Below are 15,306 nucleotides of genomic sequence, written 5' to 3'. Positions count from 1 at the left end.
GGGAAACGCGCGATGAAAGGCCCCTTCATTGCAGTACCGAGACCACTCACCCGCGCCATGAAAGGTCCTTTCCTTGCGAAATTTCGCAAGGAAAGGACCTTTCATAGCACTCCTACCGGGCCTGGCTCAGGAACGACTCCACGGCATCGGCCGCCCGGTCGATGCCGCCGTTCCCGCGCGTCTCGGCCTGGATCTCGGCGAGACGCGCGGCCACCGTGGGCGATCCGGCCACGCGCTCGACAGCGGCCCGCAACGTCGACGCGGTCACGTCCGAAGCCGCCAGTTCCTCACCGACACCCAGTTCCGCCAGTTTCGCCGCGTTGCCGAAGCCGTCGGTCGCCAGCGGGATCGCGACGGTCGGGACGCCGTACCACAGTGATTCCGTGCTGCCGCCCATGCCGGCGTGCGTGATGAACGCCGACGCGGCCTCCAGCACCGCGAGTTGCGGGACGAACGGATGCACCTCGATGTGCTCGGGCAGCGGTCCGAGTCCGGCCGGGTCGGTCTGGCCGATCGAGATGACCACGTGCCAGTCCGAGTCGCGGAACCCGTCCACGCAGGCGCGGAACAGGTCGATCTGGTCGGTGAACGCGGTGCCGAGCGACATCAGCAGGACTTTCCTGCCGCTCGCGGGCGGTGTCCAGCTTCGGTCGGCCAGTCGTTCCGGGTCCAGCGCCGGGCCGACGAACCGGACCGAGGACGGAACCCGGTCGACGTTGGGCTGCATCGCCTTCGGCAGCAGCGCGAGCACCTGCTGCGGATGGGAGATCCACTCCCAGGCGTCGGCCTCGATGCCGTTTTCGGTCAGCCACCGGGTGAACGTGGCGAAATAGTCCTTTCCGGACGGTGAGGTCCGGATCGTCCGCAGGATTTCGGCCATGTCCTCTTCGTAGCCGTCCCACGCGACGTACGTGGGGGACAGCTGTACCGCGGGGACGCCGTAGCGCCTGGCCAGGATCGGTGCCGGAAGCCCGCCGATGTCGTACAGCAGCAGGTCCGGTCGGTTTTCGTCGTAGAAGTCGGTCAGCACCGGCATCGCCTGGATGCCCTCGTCGAGGAAGACGCGCATCTGCGAGGCGGGATCCTCCGGCCACGCGGTCTGGTCGCCGAGCGGGAGGATCGACGGATGCGGGACGACCTCGGCGCCGGTCGGTTCGATCAGCCCGGTAAGTGGCTCGCCTACGGCGTAGCTGACGCGGTGCCCGCGAGCGACCAGCTCACGGATGACGGCCAGCGACGGGTAGATGTGGCTCGGCGCGGTGCAGCCGATCATCGCGATGTGTTGCTTCTGCATGATGTCCTGTCTGTGCCCGTGAAGGAATGACAGACGGCGCGCAGGAAAGGGGCCACCCGATCGCGGACGGCCCGGCGGTCACGCCGTCTCAGGCGGCGCGCATCCGGATGTGGTAGGTCATGATCGAGATCCTAGCCGCCACCGCGCGGCCTCCCAACCGATTAACCGGTTGCCCGGTTTGCCGCGATCGGGACCCGCCGTTGGTAGGGACCTTCGCCGGAAGGGTTCCCCAGGTCACGGACGTGGATAGGGTTTCGGGGCTTCACCTTTGGAGGGAAAGGGAGAAACCGTGAGACGTGTTCTCAGCACCGCGCTGGCCATGGCCACGCTGGCTTCGGTCGCGGTGACCGCACCGGCTGTCGCCGCGGAAGAAGCGCAGCCCATCGAGACGATCACCTGGGGACCCTGTACCGATCCGGCGTTGATCAACGCCGGCGCCGAATGCGGCTACCTGTCCGTGCCGCTGGATTACACGAGGCCGCGCGGCGAAAAGATCCAGCTCGCGCTCAGCCGTGTCAAGCACAAGACGCCGGAGGCGCAGTACCAAGGCGTCATGCTCACCAACCCGGGTGGCCCGGGCGGCTCCGGGCTGCTGCTCGCGACCCGCGGCACGCGGGTGCCGAACCACGCGGGCGACGCCTACGACTGGGTCGGCTTCGACCCGCGCGGCGTCGGCTCCAGCAAACCCGCGCTTTCGTGCATTCCCGACTACATGGATTACAACCGGCCGAACTACGTGCCGACGACACCGCGGCTGGAGAAGACCTGGCTGCAGCGTTCGAAGTCCTACGCCGACGCGTGCGCCAAGAACAACAGCCGCGCGCTGCTCGACAACATCAAGACGACCGACACGGTCAAGGACATGGAGAGCATCCGCAAGGCGCTCGGCGCGGAGCGGCTGAACTTCTACGGGTACTCCTACGGCACCTATCTCGGCCAGGTCTACGGGACGCTGTTCCCGCAGCACGTCCGCCGGATGGTGCTCGATTCCACTGTGGACCCGCGCAATGTCTGGTACCAGGCCAACTTGAACCAGGACGTCGCCTTCGACGTCAACCTCGACATCTGGTTCGGCTGGGTCGCGCGGCACGACGACGTCTACCACCTCGGCAAGACACAGGCCGCGGTGAAGCAGGTCTTCGACGAGCAGCTGAAGAAGGTGGCCGCCGTCCCGGCGGGCGGGTTCATCGGGCCGGACGAACTCCTCGACGTCTTCCAACAGGCTTCGTACTACCAGCTGCGGTGGACGCTGCTCGGTGACGCGCTCGCGAAGTTCGTCAACAAGGGTGACTGGCAGACGATGAAGGGCCTGTTCGAAGGCTTCGGCGGTCGCGGCGACGACAACGGGTACGCCGTCTACCTCGCCGTCCAGTGCACGGACGTGAAGTGGCCGCAGAGCTGGCAGCAGTGGAAGTTCGACAACTGGCGCACCTATCAGAAGGCGCCGTACTTCACCTGGCAGAACGCCTGGTTCAACGCGCCTTGCCGGTACTGGCCCGCGAAGCCGGGCAAGCCGGTCAAGGTCGACGGCAAGAAGGTGCCGAGTGTGCTGATGATCGGCGAGACGCTCGACGCGGCGACGCCGTACGAAGGCAGCCTCGAGGTGCGAAGCCGTTTCCCCGGCGCTCGCCTGATCGGTGAGCCGGGCGGTACGAGCCACGCGATCACCCCGCGCGGCAACGCCTGCGTCGACAACCGGATCGCCGACTATCTGGCGACCGGTGCGCTGCCCGATCGCAAGCCAGGGCGGACGGCCGACGTCGAATGCGCGCCGTTGCCGCTTCCGGTACCGCCTCCGGCTCCGGTCTCGGCTTCGGCTCCTGAAGCGGCACTCTCCCGGGTGCCCGCCTAGCTGAAAGTCCGTGAAGGCCTCCTTCCCTACCTTGAGCGTAGGGAAGGAGGCCTTCACGGACTTTTGGGGTTTCCAGGACAGGGGACTTTGTGTTACAAAGTGCGTATCGACTTTGTATTTCAGAGTGCTCGAAGGGGGAGAGTGATGGTGGACGCGTTCAGCCTCGAAGGGCTGGTGAAGCGCTTCGGTGACGTCCTGGCCGTCGACGACGTCAGCGTGCGGGCCGCGCCGGGGGAGGTGGTGGCGTTGCTCGGGCCGAACGGTGCGGGCAAGTCGACCACGATCGACATGCTGCTGGGGTTGACCAGGCCCGACGCGGGCCGGGTCCGGGTCGCCGGGCGCAGCCCGGCCGAGGCGATGGACCGCGGCGTGGTCGGCGCGATGGCGCAGAACGGGACACTGCTCAGGGACGCCACGGTCGCCGAGCTCGTCGGCCTGTTCGCGTCCCTGCACCGGAATTCGCTGCCGGTGCGCGAGGTGCTCAACCGCGCCGGTGTCACCGAGTACGCGAATCGCCGGTGCGGGAAGCTCTCCGGCGGAGAACAGCAGCGGGTGCGGTTCGCGCTGGCACTGGTCGGCGATCCGGAGCTGCTGGTGCTCGACGAGCCGACCGCGGCGATGGACGTCGACGGGCGGCGACGGTTCTGGGCGTCCATGCGTGAGTACACCGAGACGGGCCGCACGGTCCTCTTCGCGACGCATTACCTCGCCGAAGCCGAGGACTACGCCGACCGCGTCGTGCTCATGCGCCACGGCCGGATCGTCGCGGACGGGCCGGTCGGCCAGGTCAGGGCCGCGGTCGCGGGCCGGGCGCTGCGGGCCGTCGTCCCGGGCGCCACCGAAACCGTGCTGGCCGCGTTGCCCGGAGTGTCGCGAGCGGTCCTGCGGGCCGGGCACGCGGAGCTGAGCTGCGCCGATTCCGACGCCGCCATCCGCGCTCTGCTGCGCGAGTTCCCGCTCGCCGCGGACATCGAAATCACCGCTGTCGGACTGGAAGAAGCCTTCGTCGCGCTGACCGCCGATGAAACCGAGGGGGCCTTGCGATGAACCTGGACTACTTGACGCTGGAGATCAAGCGCATCGTCCGCAGCCCGCAGTTCGCGTTGTTCACCATCGGCATGCCGCTGGCGATGTTCCTCTTGTTCGGCGGGATCTTCGGCGCCCGCGAGATCGCTCCCGGCATCTCGACCGCGACGGTGACCATGGTGAACATGGCCGCGTACGGCGCCATGACCGCCGCGCTGTTCACCGGCACGCGCGTCGCCACCGAGCGCACCGACGGCTGGCAGCGCACCTTGCGGCTGACGCCGATGCGGGCACCCGGCTATCTGCTGGTGAAGGTGTCGGCGGGGCTGTTCGTCGCGCTGCCCGTGCTGCTGGTGATCTTCGCGGCCGGGATGATCCGCGGCATCCGGCTCGAAACCGGCCAGTGGCTGACGATCTTCGGCGCGCTGTGGCTCGGCGCCCTGCCGTTCGCGGTGCTGGGCCTGATGATCGGCCTGTTCGGCAAGGGCGACACCGTCCAGGCCGTGACCGGCGCGCTGATGCTGCCGCTCGGTATGTTCGGCGGGCTGTGGATCCCGCTGCAGATCCTGCCCGGCTGGATGAACACCGCCGGACATCTCCTGCCGACGTACTGGCTCGGCGAGATCGGCCGCGCGCCGGTGCTCGGCGGTTCGGGTGTGCTGACCGCCGCCGGAGTGCTCGCCGCCTGGCTGGTGGTGCCCGCGCTCGTGGTGATGGCGAGGTTCCGGCTCGACACGGCGAGATTGTGAACCCGTGTTAGTTTTCCGAAGTGGTGGAGCATGAACGGGACGACGACGCGCGGCCGATGACGCCCGAGGAGTCGCTCGCGCTCATCGCCAAGCAGGCGGAGGAGACCCGGCGTGGGATCGGGCCGAATCCCGCCGTGCTGCTCGCCGTCTGGGGTCTGGTGTGGCTGCTCGGTTTCGGGCTCATCTACCTTTCGGCCCCGCCCACCTCGCTGACACCGCTGTGGCTGGCCGGCGCCCTCGCGGTCGTGGCCTTCGCCGGGGCCATCGCGTACTCGGCCATCTACGGCATCCGGAGCGGTCGCGGTGTCCGCGGTCCGTCCCGGCTCGTCGGGGCGATGTACGGGTGGAGCTGGATGATCGCGTTCGGCGGGCTGACGGTGGTGAACACCGCGCTGATCCGCCTCGGCCTCGATTCCGAGCTGATCCCCTTGCTGTGGTCGGGAACCTCGCTCATCCTGACCGGACTGATGTACCTCGCCGGCGGAATGCTGTGGCAGAGCAAACTGCAGTACGGCCTCGGCGTGTGGATCATCGCGTGCGGCGCGGCGAGTGTGCTGGCGGGCGGGCCCGACAACTTCTTGGTGCTGAGCCTCGCGGGCGGCGGCGGGTTTCTGGTGGCGTCGCTGGTCTTCCTGGTGCGATCGCGATGAGCGAGGACGGGTTGCCCCAGCTCGATCCGGTGATCCACGCGCAGGCGCGGCTGCGGGTCACCGTGGCGCTGTCGAGCCTCGGGCCGGGCGACAGCATCACTTTCCCGCGCCTGCAGCAACTGCTGGACATGACACCCGGCAACCTGTCGACCCATCTGCGCAAACTCGAGGACGCCGGATACGTCGAGATCACCAAGGCCTTCGAACATCGCACCCCGGTGACGCTGGTCGAGCTGACCACCCGGGGCCGCGCGGCGTTCGAGGAGTACACGAAAGCCCTGCACCGTCTTCTCGAGGTACCGGGCGATGGGCGGGCATGACCGGTGGGTCATCCACCTCGACATGGACGCGTTCTACGCCTCCTGTGAACAGCTGACCCGGCCGACCTTGGCGCACCGCCCCGTCCTGGTCGGCGGCGCCGGCCCGCGCGGCGTGGTCGCCGGGGCGAGTTACCAGGCGCGTGCGCACGGGATCAAATCGGCGATGCCGATGTCGCAGGCCCGGCGGCTGCTGCCGCCCAACGGGGTCATCCTGCCGCCGCGGTTCGCCCTCTACGAACTGCTCAGCACGCGGGTGTTCGACCTCGTCGCCCAGTACGCGCCCGTGCTGGAACGGATCTCGCTCGACGAGGCCTTCGCGGAACCGCCTTCCCTGTCCGGGGCGTCGTCGGAGCAGGTCCGCGAGTTCGGCACCCGGCTGCGGGAGCACATCCGGGCCGAGATCGGCCTGGTGGCTTCGATCGGGGCGGCGTCGGGCAAACAGGTCGCGAAGGTCGCGTCGGATCTGGCCAAACCGGACGGGCTCCTCGTCGTCGATCAAGGCACCGAACGCGACTTCCTCGCGCCGTTGCCGACCAGGGTGCTGTGGGGGATCGGCCCGGTGGCGGAAGGAAAACTGCGGGCGATCGGCGTCCGGACGCTGGGACAGCTGACCGCGTTGTCCGACGCCGACGCGGTGTCCACGCTGGGCAGTGTGGTCGGCCGGGATCTGCGGCGCCTCGCCACCGGCGTCGACGACAGGCCGGTGTCCGACCGCGCGGAACTCAAGCAGGTCAGTGCGGAAACGACCTTCGACCGGGACCTGATCGACCTGGTGAGCCTGCGGCGGGAGGTCCGCGACCTCGCCGTCCACGCGCACAAGCGGCTGGTCAACGCCGAACGGGTCGCGCGGACGGTGGTGGTGAAACTGCGGCACACCGACTTCAGCACGGTGACGCGTTCGGAGACGATGGCTTCGCCGACCGACGAATTCGACCAGCTCGCCGCGATGGCGGAGCGACTGCTGATCGACCCGTCGGACTTCGGTGGCGTGCGGCTGGCCGGAGTCGCGTTTTCCGGGCTTTCGGTGCCGCATCAGGATCCGCTGTTCACCCTGTCGGTCCCGGTGCCCGATGTGTCCACTGCGCCCACCGTCTCGCGGGCGCCCGCCCCGGTGGTCACCTCGACCGGCTGGCGGCCGGGGGACGACGTGGTGCACGACGAGTTCGGGAGCGGCTGGGTGCAGGGTGCCGGGCACGGGCGGGTGACCGTGCGGTTCGAGACGCGTTCCAGTGGCCCCGGGGTCGCCCGGACCTTCGTCCAGGAGGACCCGGCCCTTCGCCGAGGTGACCCTGGTGACTGCCTCGCCTGACCCCCGCGTTTAGTCCTCTGAATGCGGTGGTTGCGCGTGCAAGGACCGCATCCAGAGGACTAAACGCGGGCGTCCGGTTTGACGGCGAGTGACCTCAGTGAGGCAGGATGGGCGACAACCGTCACCCGAACGAGGGAACCGATGATCGCCAGCCGCGCCCGCCAGACAGCCGCTCTCCTCGGCGTCGCCGTGCTGCTCGCCGGGTGCGAGGTGGCCGCTGACCAGCCGCCCGCCGCGTCAAGCGCGCCGCCCGCGCAGGCGAGCCAGGCGCCGGAGGACTCGTTCACCGTGGTCGCGACCGGTGACGTGCTCATCCACCCCGCGCTGACCGAGCAGGCCAAGGAGGACGGCAACGGCAAGATCGACTACCGGCCGCTCCTGGCCGGGGTGAAACCGCTGATTTCCGGCGCCGACCTCGGCATCTGCCACCTCGAGACGCCGCTGGCGCCGAAGGGTGGCCCGTACAGCGGCTACCCGTCGTTCAGCGCGCCGCCCGAGATCGTCGACGCGCTCAAGGACACCGGGTACGACACCTGCTCGACGGCGTCCAACCACACGATCGACCAGGGCCCGGAGGGCGCCAAGCGGACCCTCGACGAACTCGACGAGGCCGGCCTCCAGCACACCGGTTCGGCGCGCTCGGCGGAAGAGGCGAAGAAACCGCTGATCGTCGACGTCAACGGGGTGAAGGTCGCCCAGATCTCCTACGCCTACGGGTTCAACGGCATCAAGGTGCCCGCCGGGAAACCCTGGCTGGTCAACCAGATCGACGCGGAAGCCGTCATCGCGGAGGCCAAGGCCGCGCGCAAGGCGGGGGCGCAGGTCGTGCTCGCGAGCCTGCACTGGGGCACCGAATACCAGCACGACCCGACCTCGGAGCAGCGTTCCCTGGCGAAAAAGCTCCTCGGCGACGACTCGATCGACCTGATCATCGGCCACCACGCGCATGTCGTGCAGCCCTTCGAGCAGATCAACGGCAAATGGGTCGCCTACGGCCTCGGCAACAGCGTCGCCCGGCATTCGGAACCGAAGGGCTCGACCGAACAGGGCGCGGCCGCGCGGTTCCGGTTCGTGCGTGACGGCGAGCGCTGGAAGGTCGACAAGGCCGAGTACGTCCCGACCCTGGTGCAGCTCGGCCCGCCGATCCGGCTGCTGGACCTGACCGCGGGGCAGCGCGGGGACGCCGGGGCGGAAGCGCTCAAGGCCACCGCGCTCAAAGACACCGACGAGGTCGTCCTCAGCCGCGGTGCCGGTGACCGGGGGCTGACCCGCCCCGGCCGCTGAAACACGGGAAGGCCGGAGACTTTCCCCGGCCCACCCGTGCCTTCTCCGCGCCGGGTCGTCAATATCGTCGCCGTACCACCAGTTTCGCCAGGGCCGCCAGCTCGGCACCTGGGCGGGGCACCGGGTTCGCGACGGCGAGATGATGCAGCGCGCCGGTCAGGAGCGCGTCGGCCTGCTCCTGGCTCCACGCCCGGCCACCCGCTCGTTCCACCAGCTCCGCCGCGTGGGGCAGCTCCGCGGCGTCGAGGTTTTCCTTGCGGTACAAGGCGTCCAGTTCTCGCCCGGCAGCCGTGCCGGAGTGGAGCGCGGCCACCACCGGTAAAGACTTCTTCCGGTTGGCGATATCCGAGTGGACCGGCTTCCCGGTCACCGCCGGATCACCCCAGATCCCGAGTAGATCGTCGATGTGCTGGAACGCCAGCCCGAGTGCCCTCCCGTACTCGGTCAGCCGGTCGACCTGATCCTCTCTCCCTTCCCCGGCGAGCGCGCCGAGCGTGCACGACGCCCCGAGCAACGCGCCGGTCTTCCCTTCGGCCATCCGGACGCATTCGGCGGTGTCGACGTCACCGCGTTCTTCGAACTTCAGGTCCGCGCTCTGCCCTTCCAGCAGGTCGATCACGGCCGTGCTGAGCACCCGCAACGCGGTTCGGCCGAACGGGGCCACTATCTCGAAGGCCTGCGACAGCAGGGCGTCCCCGGCCAGGATCGCGGCACCGGTGCCGAAGACCGTCCAGGCCGTCGGGCGGTGCCGCCGGGTGGTGTCGGCGTCCATCACGTCGTCGTGCAACAGGGAGAAGTTGTGCACCAGCTCCACCGCGACCCCCGCCGGGACGGCGACCTCGGCGTCGCCCCCGACCGCCTCGGCGGCCAGCAGCACCAGTGCCGGCCGCAGCGCTTTGCCGCCGTCCGAAGTGGACGGACGGCCGTGCTCGTCCCACCAGCCGAAGTGGTAGCCCGCGATCAACCGCATCGACTCCGGTAATCTGCCGACGGTTTCACGCAGCGCCGGATCGAGCAGATTCCGGCTCCAGGTCAGTACTTCGCCGGCGGGCCGGGCGCCGGTGCGGGTCTCGATGGTCGTCAAGGAATCCACCCGTCGTCGTGGCGGGTCATTCCGCCATGGGAACTGCTGATCGCGTATTCGCGGCTACCCATTAGAGTGGGGTGCGCACAAAATGAACATAGCAAGCGGTAATCCCGGCTCAAACACTCGATCGGGTCTCGGGGTATGTTCACCTGTTTGCCGGATCGGTGCTGGTAGGCGCTGTTGGCGGGGGCCGTTCGGGGCGTCGAAGCCTGCCGGTCCGACGGTGAACGGATGTGCCGGTGACGTGCCGTGTCCGCTGCTCACTCGGTCGTGAAGGAGTGCTCTCCAACCGGTGACGCGCCTTTCCGGCGTGTACCGCAAATCGTTTCGCCGACTGAGAAATTGCGCCGGGAAGGTGACGATCGGCAGGCCGCGCTCCGCCGTGAGTATGAATTGATTCAATTGACCTTTTCCCCGCCCCGAACGGTGAACTAGTTTCAGTGGTCTTCGGAGCGAGGGAGTCGAATGGGCATTTACCTGACCGGCATCGCCTGGGTCGTCGGCGCGGCGATCTTCGCGGGGTTCGTCGGCTACCTCGTCCGCAAATTCGGCTGGGAGGAGGGGCGGCGTGACAACAACGACGCCGCCGGCCAGGTGTTCACCATCGTCGGCGGGCTGCACGCGGTATTGGTCGCGTTCATCTTGATCTCCCTCTTCGACTCCGCGAGCGCGGCGCGCGACGGCTCCTACCACGAGGCGGACAGCCTCGTCGCCGCCGTCTGGGCCGCGGATTCCCTGGGGGCGGAGGCCAAGGACGAGGTACGGAAGCTGAGCGCGGAGTACATCACCACGGTCGAACAGCGAGAGTGGCCGTTGATGGCCGAAGGTGACGAGACCGTCCCCGACACCGGTTGGGCGCAACTCGACCAGTTGCGCAAGGCGGTCGAGAAGGCGCCTTCGGACGACGACTGGGTCCGCGAGCGCAAGGCCGAGGCGACAGCCCAGCTCTGGCAGGTCTACGAGGCCCGTCAATCCCGGCTCAACGCCGTCGAGGGCAGCCGGGTCGGCGGTGTCGTCTGGTTCGCGCTGATCCTCGGCAGCCTCATCTCGGTCCTGCTGCCGAACCTGTTCGGCGGCACTCGGCTCGCCGCGCATCTGGTCATCGTCTCCACCCTGGCCGGCACGATCACCCTCCTGCTGTTCGCGATCTACCAGCTGCAGAACCCGTTCGGCGGCGGGATCCGGATCCCGCCCGACGCGTTCACGGCCGCCCGGGCAAGACTCGCTTGAGCGCCGTGGACGGGGTGACGCGGGCCGCGGCGACGGTGGCCGTCGCCGGACTGGTCGGCACCTCGGCGCTGCTGGCCCCGATGGCCGCGCGTGCCGCCGAGTCCTGCCTGGTGGTGCAGGCCGAGACCGGGTCGCACGGGAAGTCGAAGCTGCGCTGGCTCGACGTCGGGTCGGGGACCACGCTGCGCGTCACCGATCCGGGTTACCGGCTCAACGCGCTCGGCTACTCCGCGACACGAGACCAGGTGTTCGGTGTCGCCGAGGGGCTCAGCCGGGGTGCGCACGCGGTGACGATCGATCGTGACGGGACCGCCCGGGATCTCGGCCCCATCACCCGCGCCGGGAACCGGCTGCCGGTGTGGAGCCCCGTCGCGGGGGTGACCGCCGGCGCGATCGGCGGGAATTCCTGGTACCTGCTCAGGAACGGCACCCTGTACACAGTGGACCTGACGCCGGGGGAGCGGTACCTGCGGGTGATCCGGACGGTGTTCCTGCGGCCGATCACCCTCGCCCACGATGTCAACGACTTCGCCTACCACAACGGACTGCTGTACGGCGTTTCCACCACCTGGCGCGGAAAAGGCGTCGTGATCACCATCGATCCGGCGTCCGGCAAGGTGCGCGAAGCCGACGACGCCCGGTTCCCGCCCGCCGATGTCTACGGTTCGGTCGTGCTCGGCCGCGACGGCGCCTTGTACGCCACGGCGAACCGGATCGGCGGACGCAGTGTGCTCTACCGCCTCGACCGCGGGGGGCGGGTGACCGAGGTGCGGTCGGGTCCGCCGCTGGCGAGTTCGGACGCCGCCGGCTGCCTCACCGCCCCCGAAGTGCCCGAGCCGCCGAAACCGGAACCGCCCAAGCCGACGCCGACACCGACACCCACGCCGACCCCCACCCCTGCCCCCACGCCGACACCTGTGCCTGTGCCTGTGCCCACTCCTGCGTCCCCGACGCCCTCGCCGACCCCCAGTCCGAGCCTGGTACCGACCCCCGGCCCGACGCCCACGCCAAGCCCGGCTCCGCGGCCCGCTTCCGCGCCCAAGGTGATACAGCCGCCCGCTCCCGCGCCGGAACCGGCACGTTCGGCGCCCACCCGGAAACGCGAGGAAGCGGAGGAGGCCGACCCCCGCGCCCAGACGAAGGAGAAGCGGCGGTGGGGGATGACCACGCTGGTGCTGATCCTCGGTGGGGCGGCGGCGGCCGGTGCCGCGCGGCGGGCGCGGTGAGTCAGTACTTGAACTGGTCCACGTTCTCGCGCGTGATCAACAGCGGATCACCCAGCAGGACGGTCTTCGTGGCGGCGTCGTACTTGATCGCCGGGAGTTCGAGGTTCACCTTGTTCGACGGGCCGGGCTGCCTGCCCTCGGCGATCTGCTTACCCGCCCACGCGGTGAGGTAGCCGAGCGATTCGACATTCCACAGCACCGAAAGCGAGGCGGAACCGTCCAGCAGGTAAGGCTTGATCGCCTGCGGCGTCCCGACGCCGACGGTGAAGACGTGACCGATCTTCTGCTGCGTGCGGACCGCCTCGGCGACCCCCGGCGCGGACGTCGTGCACTCGCCGACCAGGCCGGTGAGATCCGGGTACTTGATCATCAGGTTTTTGGCCAGCACGGTGGCGTGGTCCCGGTCTTCGCCGGCGTACACCGTCTCGACGAGCTGGGCTTGGGGATACCGGGTAGCGGTATAAGCCCGCTGGACGGCGATCCACGCGTTGAGGTTCTCGGCGTTCTCGCCGCAGGAGACGATCGCGTACTTGCCCGCGCCGCCCATCTTCTTCATCAGGGCGTCGGTGAGCGCCTCGCCGATGCCCTCCGGGGTCGCCTGGTTGACGAACAGTTCGCGATCGGTGCCGGGTGCGTCGGTGTCCGAAGTGATCACGTGGACGCCTTTGGCCCGTGCCTCGGTGATCACCGGCGCGATCGCCTTGGGGTCGTTCGGGGCGATCGCGATGACGTCGACCCGCTGGTCGACGAAGCCGCGCACGATCGAGACCTGCGCGGCGGGGTCGACCGTCGGCGGGCCGGTCGAGACCCATTCGACGCCGAGCTGCTTGGCCGCGGCGTGCCCGCCGGTGTTCATCGCCTCGAAGTACGGGATGCCCGCGACCTTCGGCACGAACGCGATCCGGATCGGCTTGGCCGCCGTTCCCGCCGGTTCTTCGCCGTCGCACCCGATCAACCCGAACAGCATGCCCAAAACGCACACGGCCGCCACCACGAGCGTCTTCGTCGGCCCTCGCATCTCCACCCCATAGTCACGGAACTACCTGAACCAGCCGATCGGTCTGCGCGCGGTGGAGACCTCCGGCGAAACTAGGGTCTCCGGTTACCCCGGTCAACCGGATGAGCGCAAAGGGTTACGGAAGTGAGTTCATCGACCTGGCCCGATTACCGATTCGGCCTACGGGGGTGACGGTGAGCGATCGAGGAGAGCCGCGTCACTGCGCCATATATACGGGTAGGGGGTATATTGGTTCGTATGAACGAGACACGGCATGGAGCAAGCTGGTCGATGGCGGCGTCGGCGACCCTGCATTGCCTCACCGGCTGTGCGATCGGCGAGGTCCTCGGCATGGTGATCGGCACGGCACTCGGCCTGCACAACGCGGCGACGATCGTCCTGTCGGTCGCGCTGGCCTTCGTCTTCGGTTACGCGCTGACGATGCGCGGCGTGCTGAAGTCGGGCCTGCGGATCGGCGCGGCGCTCAAGGTGGCGCTGGCCGCCGACACCGTCTCGATCGCGGTCATGGAGATCGTCGACAACGGGGTCATGGTGGTGGTGCCGGGTGCCATGGACGCCGGGCTCGGGAGCCTGCTGTTCTGGGGCGCGCTGGCGTTCTCGCTGGCCATCGCGTTCGTGCTGACGGTGCCGGTGAACAAGTGGATGATCGGGCGCGGGCTGGGACATGCGAAGGTCCACGCGCACCACGCGCACTGACGTCTTTCGCTGGTGTGAAGTACATGATGGCCCCCTTCCTTGCGCCAGGCGCAAGGAAGGGGGCCATCATGTACTGGGACGCGTGGAGAGGTCGATCGCCTTGTCGAGCTCCGCGGGCATCAGCACCCGCAGAATGCCTTCGAGCAGGTAGTAGTCGCCGTAGGGTAGTGAGACCTCGACGCCGTCCTCGGCCGGGCGGTTGCGGGTGCCCCGCGCCATGATCGCCTCGGCGCGGGTGGACTTCGTGGTCAGGCAGGTGTCGCACAACGCCGTGAGGATCCGGATCGCCGCCTCGCGGTACTGCGGCCGGTTCGCGACCTTCGCCAGGTCGAGCAGCCCACACGCCATCACCGCTCCGGCGGAGGAGTCCTTGATGTCGTGCGGTGCCTGTGGAGCGAGGTAGTCCCACACCGGCACGTTGTCCGGGGTCAGGGCGCGGAGCGCGAAGTCCGCCAGGCGTTGCGCTGTCCGCAGGAACAGCGGGTCGCCGGAGCGCCGGTACATCGTGGTGAACCCGTAGATCGCCCAAGCCTGGCCGCGCGACCAGCACGACGCCGGACTGTAGCCCTGCACGGAGTTCGGGCCGATCTCGGCGCCGGTGTCCGGGTCGAAGTCGAACACGTGCGGGGTCGAACCGTCCGGGCGCAGGAAGACCCGTTCGGTGGTCTTCGCGTGGGAGACCGCGATGTCGAGGTACTTCCGGTCACCGGTCTGCTTGCTCGCGAAGGTGAGCAAATCCAGGTTCATCATCGTGTCGACGATGACCCGGCCGGCGTTACCCGGCGTGCCGAGCGCGCCCCATGCCCGGATGAACCGGCCCTTTTCGTTGTAGCGCTGGATGAGCGACGCGGCGGCGTTGAGCGCGCCGGTGCGCCACTTCTCGTCGCCGGTGAGCCGCCAGCCTGTCACCCACGAGGGATAGAACAGGAATCCGAGGTCGTGATCGCGTGTTTCATACTGGCGCGGCGCGAGCTTTTCCGCGGCCGCCATCGCGAGCGTCCGGAATTGCGGATCGCCACTGTAGATCGAGGCGAGCCACAATGTTCCCGGCCAGAAACCGCCGATCCAGCCGCCATTGGCGGAATAGGTCCATTTCTCGAATCGGGTGATCTCCGGAAAGGCCGTCACGCCGGGTGCGACGACTCGCAGTTTGGTCACCGCGTAGTCGGCCGTTCGGCGGAAAGTCCTTGAACCGTCGGCTTCCCGCTCCGCCGCCCTGGCGGACGGGGTGATCGCCGTCGCCGTGACGGCGGCACCGGCGGCGGTGGTCAACAGGGTTCGCCGGGAAACGCTCACGATGCCCGCCATTCGTCAGTGGGAATGCGTCACGGGAGTTTCGCATGACGACTGAGCGCTTGTGAAGGCCATTCATGGTTGTGAATAAACGCGCCGTTCAGTGGGACGGTCTTATGGTGACGGTAAGGCTTTTTGGTGTCGCTCGCGTGTGTCGACCCGCGACGGCTGTGTCGTGAAGGCCTCCTTCCCTACCTTGAGAGTAGGGAAGGAGGCCTTCACGGAACATGGACCTCGACTCCTGGCAACCGGGCGCTGGACGTCGCGGAACG

The 15,306-nt window shown here is 68.6% G+C and carries 14 protein-coding genes; 10 read left to right on the top strand and 4 right to left on the bottom strand.

Annotated elements, in window-relative coordinates:
• Positions 1-112: 112 nt before the first annotated feature.
• Positions 113-1,294, bottom strand: a complete 1,182-nt coding sequence (locus tag AVL48_RS33655) for a macrolide family glycosyltransferase (protein ID WP_061981413.1) — start codon at positions 1,292-1,294, stop codon at positions 113-115.
• A 289-nt stretch (positions 1,295-1,583) separates the two neighbouring features.
• Between AVL48_RS33655 and AVL48_RS33650 the strand changes: the two genes are divergently transcribed.
• The 7 genes from AVL48_RS33650 (at position 1,584) to AVL48_RS33620 (ending at position 8,484) form a co-directional block, all read left to right on the top strand.
• Positions 1,584-3,146 carry an alpha/beta hydrolase gene (locus tag AVL48_RS33650; RefSeq protein WP_143104779.1) on the top strand — a complete coding sequence of 521 codons (1,563 nt, stop codon included), beginning with the start codon at positions 1,584-1,586 and terminating at the stop codon, positions 3,144-3,146.
• Positions 3,147-3,290: 144 nt separating this feature from the next.
• Positions 3,291-4,193, top strand: a complete 903-nt coding sequence (locus AVL48_RS33645; RefSeq protein ID WP_061981415.1) for an ABC transporter ATP-binding protein — start codon at positions 3,291-3,293, stop codon at positions 4,191-4,193.
• Positions 4,190-4,921 carry an ABC transporter permease gene (locus AVL48_RS33640; RefSeq protein ID WP_061981416.1) on the top strand — a complete coding sequence of 244 codons (732 nt, stop codon included), beginning with the start codon at positions 4,190-4,192 and terminating at the stop codon, positions 4,919-4,921. Before AVL48_RS33645 ends, AVL48_RS33640 begins: the two co-directional genes overlap by 4 nt.
• A 20-nt stretch (positions 4,922-4,941) precedes the next feature.
• Positions 4,942-5,571 (top strand): hypothetical protein, encoded by a 630-nt coding sequence (locus tag AVL48_RS33635; RefSeq protein ID WP_082857852.1) that lies wholly within the window; start codon positions 4,942-4,944, stop codon positions 5,569-5,571.
• Complete coding sequence (locus AVL48_RS33630; RefSeq protein WP_034320046.1) at positions 5,568-5,891, top strand: transcriptional regulator; 324 nt, start codon at positions 5,568-5,570, stop codon at positions 5,889-5,891. The genes AVL48_RS33635 and AVL48_RS33630 overlap by 4 nt, the downstream gene beginning before the upstream one ends.
• Complete coding sequence (locus AVL48_RS33625) at positions 5,878-7,200, top strand: DNA polymerase IV (RefSeq protein ID WP_061981417.1); 1,323 nt, start codon at positions 5,878-5,880, stop codon at positions 7,198-7,200. Before AVL48_RS33630 ends, AVL48_RS33625 begins: the two co-directional genes overlap by 14 nt.
• Before the next feature lie 141 nt (positions 7,201-7,341).
• Positions 7,342-8,484, top strand: coding sequence for a CapA family protein (locus AVL48_RS33620; RefSeq protein ID WP_061981418.1), 1,143 nt, complete (start codon positions 7,342-7,344; stop codon positions 8,482-8,484).
• A 58-nt stretch (positions 8,485-8,542) separates the two neighbouring features.
• Here the strand turns inward: AVL48_RS33620 and AVL48_RS33615 are convergent, their stop codons facing one another.
• Positions 8,543-9,568: a family 2 encapsulin nanocompartment cargo protein polyprenyl transferase gene (locus AVL48_RS33615; protein WP_061981599.1), complete on the bottom strand. Its 1,026-nt coding sequence runs from the start codon at positions 9,566-9,568 to the stop codon at positions 8,543-8,545.
• A 468-nt stretch (positions 9,569-10,036) separates the two neighbouring features.
• Between AVL48_RS33615 and AVL48_RS33610 the strand changes: the two genes are divergently transcribed.
• Positions 10,037-10,801: a bestrophin-like domain gene (locus tag AVL48_RS33610; RefSeq protein WP_061981419.1), complete on the top strand. Its 765-nt coding sequence runs from the start codon at positions 10,037-10,039 to the stop codon at positions 10,799-10,801.
• A 5-nt stretch (positions 10,802-10,806) separates the two neighbouring features.
• Positions 10,807-12,027, top strand: coding sequence for a DUF6923 family protein (locus AVL48_RS33605; protein WP_244162366.1), 1,221 nt, complete (start codon positions 10,807-10,809; stop codon positions 12,025-12,027).
• A 1-nt stretch (position 12,028) separates the two neighbouring features.
• Here AVL48_RS33605 and AVL48_RS33600 read toward each other — a convergent pair whose 3' ends face one another.
• Positions 12,029-13,045 carry an autoinducer 2 ABC transporter substrate-binding protein gene (locus AVL48_RS33600; RefSeq protein ID WP_177242305.1) on the bottom strand — a complete coding sequence of 339 codons (1,017 nt, stop codon included), beginning with the start codon at positions 13,043-13,045 and terminating at the stop codon, positions 12,029-12,031.
• Positions 13,046-13,315: 270 nt separating this feature from the next.
• Here AVL48_RS33600 and AVL48_RS33595 point away from each other — a divergent pair, with 270 nt between their 5' ends.
• Positions 13,316-13,741, top strand: a complete 426-nt coding sequence (locus tag AVL48_RS33595; RefSeq protein WP_425266087.1) for a DUF4396 domain-containing protein — start codon at positions 13,316-13,318, stop codon at positions 13,739-13,741.
• A gap of 66 nt (positions 13,742-13,807) precedes the next feature.
• Here AVL48_RS33595 and AVL48_RS33590 read toward each other — a convergent pair whose 3' ends face one another.
• On the bottom strand, positions 13,808-15,037 hold the full coding sequence (locus tag AVL48_RS33590; RefSeq protein ID WP_061981600.1) for a glycoside hydrolase family 88 protein: 1,230 nt from the start codon (positions 15,035-15,037) through the stop codon (positions 13,808-13,810).
• Positions 15,038-15,306: the final 269 nt, after the last annotated feature.

The sequence above is a fragment of the Amycolatopsis regifaucium genome, from assembly GCF_001613935.1.
GTDB lineage: Bacteria > Actinomycetota > Actinomycetes > Mycobacteriales > Pseudonocardiaceae > Amycolatopsis > Amycolatopsis regifaucium.
The sequence above is the reverse complement of the archived record's forward strand: the minus strand, read 5'-3'. Positions and strand labels throughout refer to the sequence as shown.